General features: G+C 66.8%; 19 protein-coding genes. 8 read left to right on the plus strand and 11 right to left on the minus strand.

Annotated elements, in window-relative coordinates:
- From ACTHNC_RS14660 to ACTHNC_RS14675, 4 genes are all read right to left on the minus strand, one after another.
- Nucleotides 1-943 (minus strand): GMC family oxidoreductase N-terminal domain-containing protein (locus tag ACTHNC_RS14660; RefSeq protein WP_440295354.1); only part of this gene is annotated, 943 nt, incomplete at its 3' end.
- Nucleotides 940-1,728, minus strand: coding sequence for a gluconate 2-dehydrogenase subunit 3 family protein (locus ACTHNC_RS14665; protein WP_440295355.1), 789 nt, complete (start codon nt 1,726-1,728; stop codon nt 940-942). The genes ACTHNC_RS14660 and ACTHNC_RS14665, both read right to left, overlap by 4 nt.
- Nucleotides 1,725-2,192 carry a hypothetical protein gene (locus ACTHNC_RS14670; RefSeq protein ID WP_440295356.1) on the minus strand — a complete coding sequence of 156 codons (468 nt, stop codon included), beginning with the start codon at nt 2,190-2,192 and terminating at the stop codon, nt 1,725-1,727. Before ACTHNC_RS14670 ends, ACTHNC_RS14665 begins: the two co-directional genes overlap by 4 nt.
- A gap of 195 nt (nt 2,193-2,387) precedes the next feature.
- Nucleotides 2,388-2,600, minus strand: coding sequence for a hypothetical protein (locus ACTHNC_RS14675; protein WP_440295357.1), 213 nt, complete (start codon nt 2,598-2,600; stop codon nt 2,388-2,390).
- A gap of 102 nt (nt 2,601-2,702) precedes the next feature.
- Here ACTHNC_RS14675 and ACTHNC_RS14680 point away from each other — a divergent pair, with 102 nt between their 5' ends.
- From ACTHNC_RS14680 to ACTHNC_RS14700, 5 genes are all read left to right on the plus strand, one after another.
- Complete coding sequence (locus ACTHNC_RS14680; protein WP_440295444.1) at nt 2,703-2,870, plus strand: hypothetical protein; 168 nt, start codon at nt 2,703-2,705, stop codon at nt 2,868-2,870.
- A gap of 68 nt (nt 2,871-2,938) precedes the next feature.
- Nucleotides 2,939-3,220 carry a hypothetical protein gene (locus ACTHNC_RS14685; RefSeq protein WP_440295358.1) on the plus strand — a complete coding sequence of 94 codons (282 nt, stop codon included), beginning with the start codon at nt 2,939-2,941 and terminating at the stop codon, nt 3,218-3,220.
- Between the two features lie 161 nt (nt 3,221-3,381).
- Nucleotides 3,382-4,497 carry a polyamine ABC transporter substrate-binding protein gene (locus tag ACTHNC_RS14690; protein WP_440295359.1) on the plus strand — a complete coding sequence of 372 codons (1,116 nt, stop codon included), beginning with the start codon at nt 3,382-3,384 and terminating at the stop codon, nt 4,495-4,497.
- A 30-nt stretch (nt 4,498-4,527) separates the two neighbouring features.
- Complete coding sequence (locus tag ACTHNC_RS14695; protein WP_440295360.1) at nt 4,528-5,412, plus strand: ABC transporter permease; 885 nt, start codon at nt 4,528-4,530, stop codon at nt 5,410-5,412.
- A 20-nt stretch (nt 5,413-5,432) separates the two neighbouring features.
- Complete coding sequence (locus ACTHNC_RS14700; protein WP_440295361.1) at nt 5,433-6,296, plus strand: ABC transporter permease; 864 nt, start codon at nt 5,433-5,435, stop codon at nt 6,294-6,296.
- A 6-nt stretch (nt 6,297-6,302) separates the two neighbouring features.
- Here the strand turns inward: ACTHNC_RS14700 and ACTHNC_RS14705 are convergent, their stop codons facing one another.
- Nucleotides 6,303-7,181, minus strand: coding sequence for an SMP-30/gluconolactonase/LRE family protein (locus ACTHNC_RS14705; RefSeq protein WP_440295362.1), 879 nt, complete (start codon nt 7,179-7,181; stop codon nt 6,303-6,305).
- A gap of 28 nt (nt 7,182-7,209) precedes the next feature.
- The gene (locus ACTHNC_RS14710) at nt 7,210-8,127 is read right to left on the minus strand and encodes an NAD-dependent epimerase/dehydratase family protein (RefSeq protein WP_440295363.1); all 918 of its coding nucleotides are present in this window, start codon (nt 8,125-8,127) and stop codon (nt 7,210-7,212) included.
- Between the two features lie 181 nt (nt 8,128-8,308).
- On the opposite strand from ACTHNC_RS14710, the gene ACTHNC_RS14715 reads away from it, so the two are divergent.
- From ACTHNC_RS14715 to ACTHNC_RS14725, 3 genes are all read left to right on the plus strand, one after another.
- The gene (locus ACTHNC_RS14715) at nt 8,309-9,169 is read left to right on the plus strand and encodes a sugar phosphate isomerase/epimerase family protein (RefSeq protein WP_440295364.1); all 861 of its coding nucleotides are present in this window, start codon (nt 8,309-8,311) and stop codon (nt 9,167-9,169) included.
- 85 nt (nt 9,170-9,254) lie between these two features.
- Nucleotides 9,255-10,484 (plus strand): alpha/beta hydrolase family protein, encoded by a 1,230-nt coding sequence (locus ACTHNC_RS14720; RefSeq protein ID WP_440295365.1) that lies wholly within the window; start codon nt 9,255-9,257, stop codon nt 10,482-10,484.
- The gene (locus tag ACTHNC_RS14725; RefSeq protein ID WP_440295366.1) at nt 10,481-11,437 is read left to right on the plus strand and encodes an NAD-dependent epimerase/dehydratase family protein; all 957 of its coding nucleotides are present in this window, start codon (nt 10,481-10,483) and stop codon (nt 11,435-11,437) included. Before ACTHNC_RS14720 ends, ACTHNC_RS14725 begins: the two co-directional genes overlap by 4 nt.
- 4 nt (nt 11,438-11,441) lie before the next feature.
- Here ACTHNC_RS14725 and ACTHNC_RS14730 read toward each other — a convergent pair whose 3' ends face one another.
- From ACTHNC_RS14730 to ACTHNC_RS14750, 5 genes are read right to left on the minus strand one after another with little or no spacing between them, the layout of a single operon-like run.
- Nucleotides 11,442-12,461 carry a LacI family DNA-binding transcriptional regulator gene (locus ACTHNC_RS14730; RefSeq protein ID WP_440295367.1) on the minus strand — a complete coding sequence of 340 codons (1,020 nt, stop codon included), beginning with the start codon at nt 12,459-12,461 and terminating at the stop codon, nt 11,442-11,444.
- 22 nt (nt 12,462-12,483) lie between these two features.
- Nucleotides 12,484-13,461, minus strand: coding sequence for a ribokinase (locus ACTHNC_RS14735; RefSeq protein WP_440295368.1), 978 nt, complete (start codon nt 13,459-13,461; stop codon nt 12,484-12,486).
- Entirely contained in the window at nt 13,458-14,354 is an 897-nt protein-coding gene (locus ACTHNC_RS14740; protein ID WP_440295369.1) for a carbohydrate ABC transporter permease, read from the minus strand. Before ACTHNC_RS14740 ends, ACTHNC_RS14735 begins: the two co-directional genes overlap by 4 nt.
- A complete protein-coding gene (locus ACTHNC_RS14745) occupies nt 14,351-15,277 on the minus strand; it encodes a carbohydrate ABC transporter permease (protein ID WP_440295370.1) in 927 nt (308 codons plus the stop codon). The genes ACTHNC_RS14740 and ACTHNC_RS14745 overlap by 4 nt, the downstream gene beginning before the upstream one ends.
- Complete coding sequence (locus ACTHNC_RS14750; RefSeq protein WP_440295371.1) at nt 15,274-16,614, minus strand: ABC transporter substrate-binding protein; 1,341 nt, start codon at nt 16,612-16,614, stop codon at nt 15,274-15,276. The genes ACTHNC_RS14745 and ACTHNC_RS14750 overlap by 4 nt, the downstream gene beginning before the upstream one ends.
- Nucleotides 16,615-16,630: the final 16 nt, after the last annotated feature.

The raw sequence follows: 16,630 nt of genomic DNA on the forward strand, positions 1-16,630 counted from the left end.
ACAGCCCGTCTGGGAAGCGCGCCGACGCGGAGTTCAGCAGCAGCCGCGGCGTCTCGATCGAGTACCCGGCGACGATGACGACGGATGCCTTCTGGAACCGCTCCCGCCCGTCGCGCACGTAGTGCACCCCGGTCGCACGCCCGCTGAAGGCATCCACCTCGATGCCGGTCACCATGGAGTCCGGGCGCACCTCGGCGCCGTGCTCGAGGGCATCCGGAACATGCGTGATGAGCGGGGAGGCCTTCGCGTTCACCTTGCAGCCCTGCAGGCAGAAGCCGCGGTAGATGCAGTGCGGGCGGTGCCCGAAGCGTCCGTTCGCGATCGCGACCGGACCGACCCTCGCCTCGACACCCGCCTTCAGCGCTCCACGCAGGAACACCTCGCCGTTGCCGCCCACCGGATGCGGCCGGTACGGATAGCCGTGCGGATCACCCCACGGCCAGTCCTCGCCCGCCACCGGCAGCTCGCCCTCGATCTGCTCGTAGTACGGCCGCAGATCGGCGTAGTCGAGCGGCCAGTCCGCACCGACGCCGTCTACCGTCTTCGTGTGGAAGTCGCTCGGATGGAACCGAGGCGTGTACCCGGCGTAGTGCACCATCGAGCCGCCCACGCCGCGCCCCGAGTTGTTGGAGCCCAGCGGCACCGGGTCGCTGCCGCCGATCTCGCGCGGTTCCGTCCAATACAGCTGGTGGGATGCCGCCTCGTCGCTGACCCAGTCGTCTTCCGGATTCCAGAACGGGCCGGCATCCAGCGCAGCGACCCTCCAGCCGTAGCGGGCGAGCCGCTGCAGCATCGTCGCACCGCCTGCTCCACAGCCCACGATGACGGCATCCAACTCGTCGGCGTCGTCGAAGTGCCGCATCTGCGTGCGCAGGCGATCGTCGACGGCACCGCGCGGCGTGAGCAGCCAGGCGGACTCGTTGCGTTCCCGCACGGTGCTCACGAGCGGTCTGCCCCCTTCTCATCGGCCTGGTCGTCGCCGCTGCCGCGGGACGACGACGGAGCGCGGCCTGCCTGGCCGGTGGCGTGCCGTGCACTGTTGCGACCCTCTCGAGCCGGACCGGGGCGACGCAGCGGATCGTCGTCCGGGCGCGCGTCCGGAACCTCGTACGGCTCCCGCTTGTCGATGCCGAGCTCCTTGTAGCCACGGGGGTACGCCGGGCCCCCGAACCCGATCTCGTTCCACACCGCAGGGTGCGAGTAGAACGCGGTGGCGGCGTAGCGCGTCCACAGGCTCCACACCTGAGCAGGCGGTAGGTCGTGCCAGCGGTCATCGCCCCACGTGCGCACGGCTTCGAGCAGATCGCACTGCTCGTCCTCGTCGCACTCGGCGAAGTCGCGGCCATGACGATCGTGGGCGTCCTCGTTGATCGCGGCGAGGGATGCCCGCCACGCCTCCGAGTCACGCGGCATGGTGTCGTAGTGCCAGCCATCGGTCTGGTTCTCGGCGAGGCGCGTATCCACCATGCGGGCGAGGTCGACCGTCTCATCGCCGGGTTCCGCTCGCTGGCCCATGAGCCGGTCGAGCAGGCATTTCGCCGTCGCCTCTTCGAGCTGGGTGAAGAACCGTACGGCGGGCTGCCCGTGCAGGCGCGCGTGGATGGCCGCGCGCGTGGCTTCGTCCCAGTGCTTCTCCTGGCCCATCACGTTGAAGCCGGGGAAGCGCCCGCCGCCGTCCTCCGGCGAGAGGGGAAGCGTGTCTCGCGGACGGTAACGCTGGTTGCTCACCGCTCTCTCCGCAGCAAAGCGGCGAGCAGGCCCATGCCACCGACCAGCGTGACGAGCAACGGCGCGAGCAGCGGCGGTCCCATCTCCATGTTGTAGCGGAAGTTCTTCCAGCCGCCCGGCTTCTGACGGATGCCCCTGGCGTGCAGCCACACACCCTGCAGCCCGTTCGCCAGGATGATCACCGCCGCGACGGGCAGCGCTGTCTTGGCCATCCGCTTGCTCACGAAACCGGCGGCACCGGCCACCACGCCGATCGGTCCAGTAGCGATGGGCGCCCACATCCACGGGTTCCCGAAGCTCGCCTTGTCGTGCTCGAAGAAGATCTCCGCGGTGGTCACGGCCGCCCCCACAGCGGTGAGCGCCGACATGCTGCGCTCGAACCTGCCGTGCTCCACGTCTTTCACGAGCCGGTCGATGCCGTAGACGGCCTCCGCCGCCGGATGCCCGTGCAGGCTACGCGGCATTCGGACCAACGGACTCAGCCCCTCGCTCTTCCCGCGGCGGGACACACCGCGGTGACGGTCATGAGGGCGCAGAGAACTGATCGGGCTCAACACATTCGGCATTGTGCGTAGCTTCGCGCCCGGGCGTCGAGTGGTTGCGCGATGTCGACTCGCGTTGTATCGAGCGGCTCGCGGAGGCCGCGGAATGCAGCAGGATCAGTCGGCGGGGCCTCCGGACGACGTGTCTTCGGAGGTCTCGGCGTCGGTCGACGGACGCGGTCGGTCCTCTTCGTCGACCTGATCGGCCGCCCTGTTCTCGTCGGCGGTGCTGGTCGTTGCGTCCTCGCGTGCCACATCGTCGGAACGCTCAGAGCCCTCGAGGAGCTCCGTGCGGATGTCCGGGTCCGGCTGCCCGTTCGTGTCACTCATTTCAGGCTCCCATCGCCCTCGTTCGTATCGGTCGTTCGCGCAACAAATCACAGAATGGGCGACTCTGGCAAGGGGTTTTGCCAGCTCTCACACGCTGTCAAGGTGACGGACATGGTTGCTCTAGCTGTAATCCTGCTGATCATCGGAATCATCCTGCTGTTCCTCGGCATCTTCGTGAAGGTCGCGAGCTTCTTGCTGTGGATCGGCATCATCCTGCTCATCATCGGCATCATCGTCGGCCTCTTCAGGCTCCTGAGAAGAAGCGTCTAACCCGGAATGGGTGCGGCGGTGCGAAACCCTCGCGCCGCCGCATCTGCACGCGCGCCGAAAAGAGCACCATGAACCACGACGACCCGTCTTCCGCGAACCACGCTGCTTCTGCGAACGACCCTGGCCCGGCCAACGTCTCACTGCAGCGCATCGGCGCGAACAGATGGTGTGTCGTCGACTCCCGTTATCCCGCCAACGACGCGCGCTGCCTCATCGGGTATGTCGAGCGCGTCGACCACGTTTACCACGCGATCCGGCTCGACTCGTCGCCGATGACGTCGTTCGACGAGCTGGATCTCGAGTCGATCATCCGTGACCTCGAACCCGCGGTCTCGGACGACGACCGCTGAGAGCGTTCCCGGGGACGCACCCGCGACGTTACGCCGGGTGAACGCTCGGGCTCGCACCCCGCCTGCGACGGTTACCTTTGAGGGTTGAGGCATCCCCGTTTCCGTCCGTGCGGCAGTGCGAACCACTCGTGCACGGATTCCTGCAGCAAGAGGAACTTCTCATGAGCAGTTCTGCGCATCCCGTCAGTCGTCGCGCCGTCCTCGGCGCCGCCGCGCTCGCTCCCGTCGCGGCCTTCCTCGCGGCCTGCTCGTCGCCCGGATCCGGATCGACCGGCACGGCATCCGCGAAGCTCACCAGTCAGCTGAACATCTACACCTGGCCCGACTACTTCTCGAAGGACGACCTCGCCGCCTACGCCAAGAAGTACGGGGTGACGCCGAAGATCTCGACCTACACCGACAACAACACGCTGTACACCAAGCTGAACTCCGCCGCGGGAGCCGGCTACGACATCGTGGTGCCGTCGTCGAGCTGGATCAAGCAGATCTCCGACAAGGGACTGCTCGAGGAGCTCGACCACGACCGACTGAACCTGAAGAACCTCGACCAGTCGCTGCTGAACCGCAACTACGACCCCGGCAACAAGTACTCGATCCCGAAGGACTGGGGTCTGCTCGGCGTCGTCTACGACCCGGATGCCACGGGCGGCGAGATCAAGACCTGGCAGGACTTCTTCGACGCGGGCGCGAAGCCGAACGTGAGCGGGCGCATCCGCATGACGAGTGCCGCAGAGGAGACCGTCGGACCCGCCCTGTGGATCCAGGGCAAGGACTGGAACACGAAGAAGACCAGCGACATCGAGGGCACCGCCGACTTCCTCACCGGCTTCGCGAAGCACGTGAAGACGTTCTCCGCGTTCGACGCCAACGCGATGGTGAGCGGCGCGATCGTGATGGCGCAGGCCAACCAGGCGTACGCGCGCAACGCCATCCTGCTCAATCCGAAGCTGAAGTGGGTCGTGCCGGGGCCGACGAGCGAGCTGTGGGTGGACAGCTTCTCGATCGCGAAGGGCGCACCCGACGTGGATCGTGCGTACCAGTTCCTCGAGTACCAGCTGACGCCAACCGTGCAGCTCAATGAAACCGTCTATCTGGGTTACCCGGCATCGCTCAACGGGCTGAAGAGCAAGATGCCGTCGAATGTGAAGCAGTCGGACCTCATCTTCGGCGGGCCGAACGTCGACTTCGACAAGCTGAGCAGCTTCATCGTGAATCCCGACACGTATCCGACGTTCCAGGACATTCAGAACAAGGTGCAGGCCGCCGCCGGGGCGTGAGTCCGCCTGTTCCGATGGGAGGATGACGCCGTGAGGCGGAACACGGGCGACCACGTGCTGGCGGCCATCCCGCTCGCCTGGCTCGCCGTGCTCTTCCTCGTGCCGCTCGGCTTCACGCTGGTCTACTCGTTCGGCACGAGCGGATTCGGATCCGTCACGCTCGGCTTCTCGCTCGACAACTACGCTCAGGCGCTCGGACCGCTCTATCTGCAGACGTTCCTTCGCACACTCGCGTTCGCCGTCGGCTCCAGCGCTGCCTGCCTGCTGTTCGCCTACCCGATCGCGTACGCGATCGCGCGGCGCAGCGGCCGGTTCAAGATCGTGGCGTTCGCGCTCATCCTGGTGCCGTATCTAGCCAGCCTGCTCATCCGGGTGATGTCGTGGCAGATCCTGCTCGCGCAGGGCGGCCCGCTCGAACGGATGCTCCGAGCCACCGGTCTGCTGCACTCGCCTCTGACGATCCTCGACTCCATTCCGGCGGTCGTGATCGGGACGATCGCGGTCTACCTCCCCATCGCGGTCATCGCGCTGGCCGTCGTGCTGGATCGCATCCCTCCCGAGGTGATCGAGGCGGGGCACGACCTCGGAGCGTCGCCGTCCGCGACGTTCTTCACGGTCATCCTTCCGCTCAGCCGCCCCGGCATCGCCACCGCGGCCCTGCTCACCGCCGTGCCGATGCTCGGCGAACTGGTGATCCCCGTGCTGCTCGGCGGCAACAAGGGGCTCTTCCTGGCGCAGGCGATCTCGGCCCAGTACGTGCAATCGCAGAACTACGCGCTGGGATCGGCCATGGTCGTGCTGCTGGTGCTCGCGATCGCCGTGATCGTCGCACTGCTGGTGCGGCTCACGCGCGGCGTCGACGCCACCGGCGGCGAGCACCCGCGCCCCAAGCGCTCGAAGCGGGCGTCGTCCTGAGCGCGTCGAAGGGTCGAAGGATGACCGCACCCGCCCTGCTGCGCGACTCAGGGCATCCACCTGTCGGCTCCCGCGGCCCACGCCTGGCCACCGGCGTCGCCTTGTGGGTGTGGTTCGGCGTGGCCGTTCTCTTCCTGTTCTCGCCGATCGTCACCGCGGTCGTGTACTCGTTCAACGCGGGCGTCGCAGGCAAGCAGACCTCTGCATTCACCGGGTTCTCCTGGGACTGGTACGCACAGGCGGTCGCCGACCCGACCATCCGGCAGGCCACGCAGACCAGCCTGGTCGTGGCGTTCTGGGCCGCCGTCATAGCGGTCTTGCTCGGCACTGTGCTCGGGTTCGAGCTCGCACGCAACCCGAATCGCACGGTGAGGCGCCTGCTCGCGGCGCTCACGTACATCCTGCTGATCGTGCCGGACACCGTGCTCGGCGTCTCGCTGCTGCTCTTCTACACCGAGACCCGCATTCCGCTCAGCGGGTTCACGCTGATCGCTGCCCTGACGCCGCCGAGCATCTCGGTGGTGGCGTTCGTGATCAGGGCGCGGGTGCTCACGCTCGATCCGCAGCTCGAGGATGCCGCCTCGGACCTGGGTGCATCGCGCCTTTCGACCCTGCGCCTCGTCGTGCTGCCGCAGCTCGGGCCGGCCATCGCCGCGGCCGCGATCATCGGGTACACGTTCGCGTTCGACAACGTGGTGATCGCGAACTTCCTGTCGACACCGACCGTCAACGTGCTCACGGTGTACCTGTACGGAACGCTGCAGTACGGCGCGACACCCGCGGTCTACGCGACCGCCACCCTCATCTTCGCGGCGACGATCGTGGTGCTCGCCCTGGCCGCCCTGCTCCTTCGCACGACCGTGCGTTTCCGCGCCCGTCGGTAGCCGACCTCAGCCGGCGAAGGTCGGCAGGATGCGCCCGCGCACGCCGGGCGAGACCGCGAAGACGGATCCTGCGCACGGCTCCTCGCCGTCCGCGATGCCCTCGCGCGAGGTCGTGATGTAGAGCACGTCGAGATCAGGACCGCCGAACGCGCACGCCGACGTGTTGCTCACCCCGGGAACCGTGATGACGTCGACCAGGTAGCCCTCCGGGTCATAGTGGTGCACCTTTCCACCGCCCCACAACGCCGCCCACAGGCCACCCTCCGCGTCGATGGTCAGCCCGTCGGGATGCCCCTGCGACGGGTCGATCTCCGCCAGATGCCTGCGGTTCGAGAACTCGCCCGTCTCGCCGTCGTAGTCGAACGCGTCGATGCACTGCGTGGGGGTGTCGTTGTAGTACGCCGTGCCACCATCCGCGCTCCACTGCAGCCCGTTCGAGATCGTCACATCGCCGAACGCGACGCTCGTCGCGCCATCCGGTTCCAGCCGGAACAGCGTGCCAGCGCCCTTCCGCTCGTCGTACGCCATGGTGCCGCAGTAGAAGCGGCCCTGCGGATCGCAGCCGCCGTCGTTCATCCGGATGCCGGCATCGGTCACTACGTCCGGCAGCTGCCGCTCCAGCACGAAGTCGGCGTCGAACAGGCTGAAGCCGTGCTCGGTCGCCACCACGAACCCGCCTGCCGACCGCGGACGAAGCGCGGCCGCCACCGATCCGACGTGATAGCGAGGCACGTCATCCGAATCCAGCCGGCCAGTGCGCGGATCACCGAGGTCGAGCACCTCCCCGCGCAGCAGGTCGACGATGAGCAGCCTGCCCCGCACCGGATCCCAGATCGGCCCTTCGCCGTGATACGTGATGCGTTCCGTGACCTGCTGGGCGTCCATGTCAGCACGCTACCGCCGCGGCGCCGGATCACCGAAGGGCTTGCGGAGGCAGCTCTCGGGTCTCGAGTTGGAGCACGTGCTCGGCGTGGAATCCGATCAGACGCTGCGCATCGCCCAGATCGATCGGCACCTCGCGCTCGACGAAACGTTTGCGGCGGGGCACCTCGGGGGCGAGCGCATCGAGCACGTCCTCCGTGCGGTACGGGATGCTCGTCAACGGCGCCGCGAGGTAGAACGCGTTCGCCCCCGACGCGGTCGACTCGAGCGCCAGCTCGATCGCGAGCGCGGCGTCCCGCACGTCGAGGTATGACCACCCCTCGGTGAGCCCGGGCCGCGGGTCGTCGGTGAGCCGCACCGACAGCTCCTCGATGGCCGCCATCGAGTTCACGTGCGGAAAGCGCAGGGTGACGACGTCCATCCCCCACCGCCGCCACACCATCCGCGACGTGTTCTCGTCGTTCAGCTTCGACAACGAGTACCAGTCGGAGACGTCCGGAGGGATGTCGGTGTCGAGCGGAAAGTAGGCGGGACGCGCATCCGGGTCGATCCCCTGCGGCAGCCCGTACCGGTTGATGCTGCCGGCGACCACCGCTCGCCGCAGGCCCCGTCGGGCAGCCTGCTCCAGCACGTTGAAAGTCGACACGACGTTGGTCGTGTATACGTCGTAGGCGGTCCCGGCATCCCGATGGATCAGGGCGGCCAGGTGCACGACGTACTCGACGTCGTCGAGAGCCGTCGCGACGTCGTCCGGCGAGCGCGTGTCGCCGTGCACCACGCGAAGTGCGCCCGGCGCGTCCTGTCCCGGCTGGCACAGGGCCGTCACCCGTGCGCCGGCCTCGGCGAGCCGGAGCGTGGTCGCGCTGCCGATGCGGCCGGCCGCGCCGGTGACCATGACCCGCTTGCCGTCGAGGCTGGTCGTGGCAGCGTTCAAGTCCCGATTCGCCATAACCACATTGAAGACGCTCGGCTGCATCGAAAGCCAGGGTGGCGTGGTGCTGCGAGGATGCAACGCTGGCGTGGCAAACAGGTGGCAACCCTTTGCCATGGACCCCTCACTGGCACACACTTGCACTCGCGGGCCCGGACGAAGACCGGATGCCCGGAACAAGAGAACGGGAGACACCAAGGTGGCCAGACTCGGCGTGCAGGCCATGATGTTGAAGCGCGACGTCGCTGAGAACGGCGCCTATGCCACCTGGAAGCGGCTGTCGGACATCGGCTTGCGCGTGGTCGAGGTTTCGCAGATCGAGCTCACCGAGGGCACGAGGGACGAGATCGTGCGCGCCGGTGACGACTTCGGCATGATCGTCGCCGCCATCTCGGCCGGCATGGGCCCGACCGGAGGCGGCGGCAACGATTCCCTGCGCGAGTCGTTCGACAAGATCGTCGGCGACTGCCGGGCGCTCGGATCCCGTCGCGTGCGCATCGGCATGCTGCCCATGACCGCACTCGCGTCGAAGGATGCCCTGCTCTCGTTCATCGCGGATGCCAACGAAATGGCTCGCCGGCTGGCAGACGAGGGCATCATCCTCAGCTACCACAACCACCACGTCGAGTTCGCGCGCGTCGACGGGCAGCTCATTCTGGACCTGATCAGGAACGAGGCGCCCGACCTCAAGCTCGAGCTCGACGTGCACTGGATCCAGCGCGGCGGGATGGACCCGGTCACCGTGCTCGAGAAGTATGCAGGGGCGATCGACCTGGTGCATCTGAAGGACTACCGCATCGGGCTACCGCCGGCCGAGGCGTTCGACGCATTGGCCGCCGGAGACCACGCGACGTGGGCCGAGCACTGGAGCAAGCTGGTGCAGTTCGCCGAGGTCGGCCGGGGCACTCTCGACTTCGCCGGCGTGATCGAGGCGGGCATCGCCGGCGGCGCCGAGTATCTCCTGATCGAGCAGGACGAGCAGTACGGACGCGACATCTACGACTGCCTCGCCGACTCGCGCGCACACCTGGTCGAACTGGGGTACGGCGACCTGTTCTGACCTTGTACGCGGGTGACCGGGTTCGGGATACTGGGCGCGGGGCGCGCCTGCTTGCGACGGTCTCGCGTGCTCGCGAGGGGGAATGATGGCGTCGGCACGGCACACCTTCAGTCGCGGATTCTCCGCGAACGACGACTTCGACTTCGAGTTGCGCTGCGTGCTCGGGGCTGCGTATTCCGGCGCAGCCGACGTGGGCGAGGTGCTAGCCGCGGTCGATGACGTCGGCGACAAGGACCAGCGAGGCTGGTACGAGGCGTGGGTGGGTCTCGGCGACCGCGTCGCAGCACAGGCGGATGCCTCCGCCCAGCGCTCGCACGCGGCCAGCGCGGCATCCGCATACCTGCGGGCATCCCTCTACTACAGCGTCGCCGTGAACACCGCATCGGCACTGGACTCGGCCGACGAGCTGCTCTCCGTCTTCCACAAGCATCGCGACGCCTGGGACCGTTTCGTCGAGACCACCCCTGAGGCGGAGGCCTCGAGGGTGTCGATCCCGTACGAGCAGACCAGCCTGCCCGGTTACCTCTTCCGGCCGCGCGGGGCATCCGGACCGCTGCCGCTCCTGATCGGCACGAACGGCAGCGACGGATCCCTGTCGGCCATGTGGTCGTCGTGCGCGTTCGGGGCGCTGCGCCGCGGCTACGCCGTGCTGCTCTACGACGGTCCGGGGCAGCAGTCGATGCTCTTCGACCACGCGACCACGTTCCGCCCGGACTGGGAGGCGGTGCTGACGTCGGTGCTCGACTTCGCGCTCGGCCTCGACGGCATCGACGCCGACCGGGTCGCCGCCTACGGGATCAGTCAGGCCGGATACTGGGTCACCCGGGCTCTGGCGTTCGAGCACCGTTTCGCGGCGGCCATCGTCGACCCCGGGGTGGTGGATGTTTCCACGTCGTGGACGTCTCACCTGCCGAAGAGCATGCTCGAACTGCTCCAGAAGGGCGAAGACGCCAAGTTCGACCGCGACATGGAGTTCGCCTTCAAGTTCGAGAGGGGCCCGGCGAGCATCTGGGCGTTCCGCGCCCGTCCATACGGCGAACTCGGATACGCCGCGACGCTGAAGGCCGTGCAGGAGTACACCGTCGCAGACGTAGCCGACCGCATCACGACGCCCCTGCTCATTACCTCACCGGAGCGCGAGCAGTTCTGGCCGGGCCAGTCTGAACGGCTCGCGGAGCTCACGAGTTCCGTCTCCACCCTCGTGCCGTTCACGGCGGCGGAGGGCGCCGACTTCCACTGTCAGCCGCTCGCGCGCGGTCTCACCGACCAGCGTATGTTCGACTGGCTCGACGAGCGGATGCCGCAGCCGTCATGAGAATCGTCGTCATCGGCGCGACCGGCCACGTCGGCGGCTACCTCGTCCCCCGCCTGGTGCGTGCCGGCCACGAGGTCGTCGCCGTGAGTCGCGGCGCACGTGAGCCGTACCGCGCCGACGAGGCGTGGGCATCCGTGGAACGGGTCGTCCTGGATCGCGAGGCGCTCGACGCCGAGGAGACTTTCGGCGAGCGCATCGCCTCCCTCGGGCCCGATGTCGTGATCGACATGGTCTGCTTCACGCGGGCATCCGCCGAGCAGCTCGTCGCGGCGCTACGCGGCCGGGCACGGATGCTCGTGACCTGCGGTTCCATCTGGTCGCGCGGCATCCTCACCGAGGTCCCCGGCACGGAGGATGCGCCGCTCAATGGGTGGGGTGCCTACGGCACGGGCAAGGCCGAACTCGAGGCGTACCTGCTCTCGCAGGACGGCGTGCCCGCCGTGGTCATCGATCCCGGCCACATCTCCGGCCCCGGCTGGCACGTCATCAACCCGGCGGCCAACCTCGATCCGTCGGTGTGGGAGCGGCTGGCTTTCGGCGAACCGGTGACCCTCCCCGACGAGGGGCTCGGGATGCTGCACCACGTGCACGCCGACGACGTCGCCCAGCTCTTCCAGCTCGCGGTCGAGCATCCCGAAGCCGCGGGCAACGCGTTCTTCGCCGTCTCTCCCCGCGCCCTGACGCTGCGCGGCTTCGCCGAGGCGGCCGCGGCCTGGTTCGGACAGCAAGCCCGACTCGACTACATTCCGCTTTCGGAATATGCCTCGGCCGTCGGCGAAGAGCACGCCAGGGCGACGGTCGAACACGTGTCGCGCAGCCACGCCATGAGCATCGAGAAGGCGCAGCGCATGCTCGGCTACTCTCCCGCATACACCTCACTCGAGGCGACCCGCGAGGCGGTCGAGTGGCTGAACGACCACGACGCGTTCGGGCGCCGGCTGCAGTTCGTGTGACGCCTCAGACCAGGTTGCAACCGCAGCTACGACCCACGACAAGGTTCCCGCGCATCCTTGAATGCTTGGGGGCCCGGGATGGATCCTCGAATCGCTCCCGCAGCTCCAGAACCGCTCGGCTCGCCACGTAGGGCAGGTCCTGGCGAATGGTCGTCAGCGGGGGCACCGTGAAAGCCGCCGGCCTGGTCCCGCCGATCGACACGATCGCCACGTCTTCCGGTACCCGCAGGCCCAGCTCCCAGCACGCGTGGATGGCGCCGATGGCTTGAACATCGGCCCCCACGAAAAGCGCGGTCGGCCGGGTCCCATGAATCGCCCAGGGGCGACCATGCTCACTCAGCAGCATGTGCGCGGCTAGGTTGCCACCCTCTTCGCTCGTCTCGGCGAACGCCACCAGTTCGTCGCCCACAGGGGCTCCCACCATCGACTGCTGTGTCCGCCACCCGTCGATCGAGCTGCCGGATGCGGCAACGGCAACGGGCCGGGAGATGCATCCGATGAGGCTGTGGCCGTGTCGCTGCAGATGCTCGACGGCCACGGCGGCGTCGGCCGGTTGCTCGATGCTGATGGATGAGATCGAATCCGGCAACGAGTGGCCGTCGATGACCAGCACTGGACATTCGAGCCCTTCGAGCGAGCCTGCTGCACCTGACGCGAAGATGAGCCCGTCCACCTGTCGCGCGACGAACGTGCGCACGTAGCGCTCTTCGCGTGACCGGTCGCCACGGGTATGCCCGGTGAGCACGACGTAACCGGCGCTCGAGAACTCCCGCTCCATCGCCTCGGACAGTTCGGCGAAATAGGGATCCAGCGGATCAGGGCTGAGCAGTCCAACGGAGTGAGTGCTTCCTCCCCGCAGCGCACTCGCGATGGCGTTCGGCCGATAGTCGAGTTCCTCGATCGCCGCTTCCACCCGGGACCTGGCCGCGGCGGAAACCGGTCGCGGCCCTCCGTTCAGCACGTAACTGACGACGGCCGGTGAGACGCCGGCCGCGCGTGCTACATCCGATCGGGTGACTGCCATGAGAGCTGAAGCCTACGGCGCGTCAGCTCGAGCCGATAGCCGAAACCACCGGTTGGTTCCCGAGGTGGGATTCCATCCCGAGGTCGGCCGGAGTCGGATAAGACGACTGCGCACCCGGCATCTGAACGGCGAAGGTCCCCGCCATGACGCCGAGCTCTACTGCGTCACGGAGCGAAGCGCCGCGAGCGAGGTGCGATGCCAGGCCGCCGACGAATGCGTCTCCGGCGCCGGTCGTGTCCACGACCTCGCCGACTGCTGGAGCAGCGATATGTCCCTCGGAGCTCTGGTCCGCCCAATAGGCGCCGGAGGAACCTATGGTGACCACGATCGACCTGGTCCTTGCACGCAACTCGGCGACGGCCTTGCCTGCCGTCTCCACGTCGCGCACCTCCCATCCGACCAAGGCGCTCGCTTCTGCCTCGTTGAGCACGAGCGGATCGCACTCGCGGAGCAGCTCGGCCGGTATCTCGCGGAAGGGCGCGAGGTTCAGGATGACACGAGCCCCGGCACGTGTCGCCGACGCGATCGATGCCTCGATGATCTCCGGGAGCACTTCGGCCTGCGCGACCATGATCGCTTCCTCCGCCTGATCCGCAAGCGCCGTCACGGCACGATGCACGCGCTCGGCCGTGAGCGAGAAGTTGGTGCCGGGCACTACCGTGATCGAGTTCTCACCGCTGTCGTACACCGACACAAGAGCCAGGCCCGTGCGTCCACGGTTGATGATCTCGACGTTCGCGGTGTCGACGCCCTCCGATCGAAGCTCGCGCAGCAGGAGCGCACCGTCGGCGTCGTCTCCGACGGATGCCACGAAGCTCACGTTGCCGCGAAGGCGGGCGGCGGCCACGGCCTGATTCGCACCCTTGCCTCCCGGCTGCAACAGCAGGTCTTTAGCCAGAACGGTTTCGCCAGGCGCGGGTGGCACCGCGACCCTGACGATGTAGTCCTGGTTGGCAGAGCCCACCACGATGATCCTCGCCGGCTGCTTCGAATCGGTCATTTCTCTCCGCTCGCGAGCGATAGACGCCCGAAGAATCGTTGCAGGATGAACATACTGATCGCGGGCACGAGTGAGAGCAGAACGGCGCCGGCGAAGTTGCGCCCGAAGTCTGCTCCGTGTTCGCCGAACGTCGATGCGAGCGCCACAGGCGCGACCTGCAGATTGTTGTCGCTGACGATCAGCAGCGGCCACAGATACGCCGTCCATTGTCCGAGGAAGATCAGAAGTGCCGAGTTCGTGAGAGCCGGCCCGCTCATCCGCGCGTAGATGGTGAAGAGAATGCGCGGTTCGGAAGCGCCGTCGAGCATGGCTGCCTCGCGGTAGGAGGTAGGAATCCCGAGGAAGTACTGGCGGAGGTTGAAGATCGCCAAACCGTTCCCGATGCCGGGAAGGATCAATCCGATCAGCGTGTTGCCGAGGCCCCAGTCCGTGAACTGCTGAGCGAGCGGAATCGCGATCGCCTCGAACGGAACCATGAAGCTGATCACGATCACCGCGAAGATCACGTTGCGTCCGCGGAACTCGTACACCGACAGCGGATAGGCGGCCATCACCGAGACGACGAGGCCGAGCAGAACCGACGCCAGGCACACGACGGCCGAGTTGAGAAGCGCGAGCCCGAAGCCGTTGTCCACGAACAGACTCACGTAGTTCTCGAACGTGACGTTGGACGGCACGAGAAGCGCCCAGCTCAGTGGGGACATCGTGTTCACGATGTCGGCGCTTGGTCGGAATGAACCGATGAACACCCACACCGCCGGAAGGATGAAGACCGCACCGAGCACAACGGCGATCGCGGTCAGCACGACCGTCAGCGTGGACGTTCGACTTCTCGATGCCGCGACGGCGCGCGGCTTGCGGGCCGTGCCTTCTCGCGTCGCAGTCGCCGTCACCGCGTGCTCCTCTCCTCGCGGAGCAGGCGGAACTGCAGCACCACGAACACGAGCATGATGATGGTCAGGATGACCACCTCCGCGGCTCCGAGATTGCGACTGCCGTATTCATAGGTCGTCCGATATGCGTTGAACATGAGGAGGGTCGTCGACCCTTGCGGCCCGCCGTCGGTGAGCAGTTGAACGGGCACGAACAGCACGAAGTTCGCGACTGTATCGGCAACGAGAACGAACAGGAGCGGCCGTTTCAGCAGGGGAATGGTGATCTGGAAGAAGGTTCGGAACCACCCAGCGCGGTCCAGCCTGGCCGCCTCGTAGTACTCGGTCGGAATCGAGTCGAGTCCTGCGATGAGGAAGAGCATCCAGTAGCCGATGCCGATCCACGAGGCGACGAGGATGATGCACGCCAGCGCTTGGCTCGGCGACGTGAAGAACGGCTGAGGTTGACCTCCGATCGCCTTGATCAGCGCATTGACCGGGCCATCGGGCTGGAGCGCAGCGCTCCAGGCGATACACGACCCGACGATGGGGATCGTCACGGGGATGAAGAGGAGCGTTCTCCAGAGGCCGACGAGGGGAATGCGCTGAGTGAAGAGCACCGCCACCAGGAGTGCGATCACGACCTGAAGGGGGTTGATGATCACGTTGAAGAGGATGGTCCTGCCGATCGTCGCGATGAAGTCGGAGTCACCGAACAACGCCTGGTAGTTGGTCAAGCCCGCGAACGTCGCCGGCACGAGACCACCGGGGAACGCTTTGTAGAGGCTCGAGCCGATAGCACCGATCGTCGGCGCGACGCGCAAGACGACGAGCGAGACGACCGCCGGCGCGAGGAACACGACCACCCAGAGCCACGGCGCACGGGATGGGCTGCGCCGGCGCGCCGGCGCAGCCCCCTTAGCCCGGTCGAGCGAAGTCGTCATGACTTGTACTTCGCCCATGCGGTCTTCAGCTGAGACGATGCCTTGTCCAAGGCGGTCTTCGCGTCGGCACCGTTACGGATGTCCGCAAATGCCTGGTTCAGGATCGACTCGAACTCGATGTAGCCGATGGTCGACACCCGGTTGACTGCCGTCTTGGATGTCTCGTAGTCGATGATCTTCGCAGCATCCTTACCGGCTGGCGACGAGAAGACATCCTTAGCGAAGTAGACGCTTTTGCCGTCCACGTTCGCCGGCAGCTCAGGGTTGGAGCGGTACTTGATGTACCCGCTGCCTTCGTCGATGGCCATCCACTTCAGGAAGACGGCAGCCGCCGCCTTCTCCTTGCTGAACGGATTCACTGCCAGCGACCACGAGCCGTCAGGGGTAGCGGCCTTGCCGTTGTCGAAGACCGGCTGCGGAGCGACACCCCAGTTGACGTTGGATGATTGCAGCTCGGGGAGAAGCCAGGGGCCCTCGACCATGTAAGCGATCTTTCCCGCGACGAACGCCGGGTCGGTCTGATCGGGAGTCATACCGCGCGGCGCCACACCTGAGGCGAAGATCGATCCATACCAGTTGAAGGCTTTGACCCATGCGCTGGAGGTGATGTCCGGCGTGAGGTTGCCCTTGCCTGTGGCCCCGACCGAGCCGCCGAGTTGCACCGGCAGCGGCTCCAGTTGGTAGTACCTGTCGAACTGTCCGAAGGCGAAGCCGTACTGTGCTCCGGCATCCTTCGCCTTCGCGGCGTCCTGGGAGATCTGCTCCCAGGTTGCGCGCCGATCGACCGATGCCGACGGCGGCGTGATGCCGGCCTTGGCCAGCAGGTCCTTGTTGTAGTAGAGCAGCTGCGTCGAGTTCGCGATCGGAAGGGCCCACAGCTTGTTCTCGTAGAGACCCGAGTCGTACGCGGTCTTATCGAACGACGACTTGTACTTCTCGAACGCGCCGGTCAGGTCGGCGGCCTCTCCCCTGGCGGCAAGCGCGGAGATGCGCGGCTGGTCGGCCCAGTACACGTCGGGGTCGCCACCCTTGTTCGCTACCCGTGAGTCGACCGTGCTGTTGAGACTGTCGAATGGCACCGTCTGCCACTTGACCTTGATGGACGGGTGTGCCTTCTCGAAGGCGTCGACGACCGGCTGCATGTTGTCGGTCTTGAGATCCAGGATGCTCAGCACCTTGATCGTCGCTTTCGGGTCTGTTTTGGGGACGGTGACGGCATCGCCGGACGTCGACGACCCGGAGCCGCTGGAACATCCGGCGAGTGTCAATGCGCTGGCCGCGGCCACCGCCAGTGCTGTGATCAGGCGCCGAGACCGGCGCGAATGCGTGAGGTGCATGACGTTCCCTTCGTTG

Origin of the sequence: Humibacter sp., assembly GCF_051954055.1 — a bacterium.
Classification (GTDB): Bacteria; Actinomycetota; Actinomycetes; order Actinomycetales; family Microbacteriaceae; genus Humibacter.

Excerpts from the sequence above, each read along its gene's own strand:
- ACTHNC_RS14670 (WP_440295356.1), bottom strand. The coding sequence starts at position 2,192 with ATGCCGCGTAGCCTGCACGGGCATCCGGCGGCGGAGGCCGTCTACGGC.
- ACTHNC_RS14675 (WP_440295357.1), bottom strand. The coding sequence starts at position 2,600 with ATGAGTGACACGAACGGGCAGCCGGACCCGGACATCCGCACGGAGCTC.
- ACTHNC_RS14685 (WP_440295358.1), top strand. The coding sequence starts at position 2,939 with ATGAACCACGACGACCCGTCTTCCGCGAACCACGCTGCTTCTGCGAAC.
- ACTHNC_RS14690 (WP_440295359.1), top strand. The coding sequence starts at position 3,382 with ATGAGCAGTTCTGCGCATCCCGTCAGTCGTCGCGCCGTCCTCGGCGCC.
- ACTHNC_RS14700 (WP_440295361.1), top strand. The coding sequence starts at position 5,433 with ATGACCGCACCCGCCCTGCTGCGCGACTCAGGGCATCCACCTGTCGGC.
- ACTHNC_RS14705 (WP_440295362.1), bottom strand. The coding sequence starts at position 7,181 with ATGGACGCCCAGCAGGTCACGGAACGCATCACGTATCACGGCGAAGGG.
- ACTHNC_RS14710 (WP_440295363.1), bottom strand. The coding sequence starts at position 8,127 with ATGGCGAATCGGGACTTGAACGCTGCCACGACCAGCCTCGACGGCAAG.
- ACTHNC_RS14720 (WP_440295365.1), top strand. The coding sequence starts at position 9,255 with ATGGCGTCGGCACGGCACACCTTCAGTCGCGGATTCTCCGCGAACGAC.
- ACTHNC_RS14725 (WP_440295366.1), top strand. The coding sequence starts at position 10,481 with ATGAGAATCGTCGTCATCGGCGCGACCGGCCACGTCGGCGGCTACCTC.
- ACTHNC_RS14730 (WP_440295367.1), bottom strand. The coding sequence starts at position 12,461 with ATGGCAGTCACCCGATCGGATGTAGCACGCGCGGCCGGCGTCTCACCG.
- ACTHNC_RS14735 (WP_440295368.1), bottom strand. The coding sequence starts at position 13,461 with ATGACCGATTCGAAGCAGCCGGCGAGGATCATCGTGGTGGGCTCTGCC.
- ACTHNC_RS14745 (WP_440295370.1), bottom strand. The coding sequence starts at position 15,277 with ATGACGACTTCGCTCGACCGGGCTAAGGGGGCTGCGCCGGCGCGCCGG.
- ACTHNC_RS14750 (WP_440295371.1), bottom strand. The coding sequence starts at position 16,614 with ATGCACCTCACGCATTCGCGCCGGTCTCGGCGCCTGATCACAGCACTG.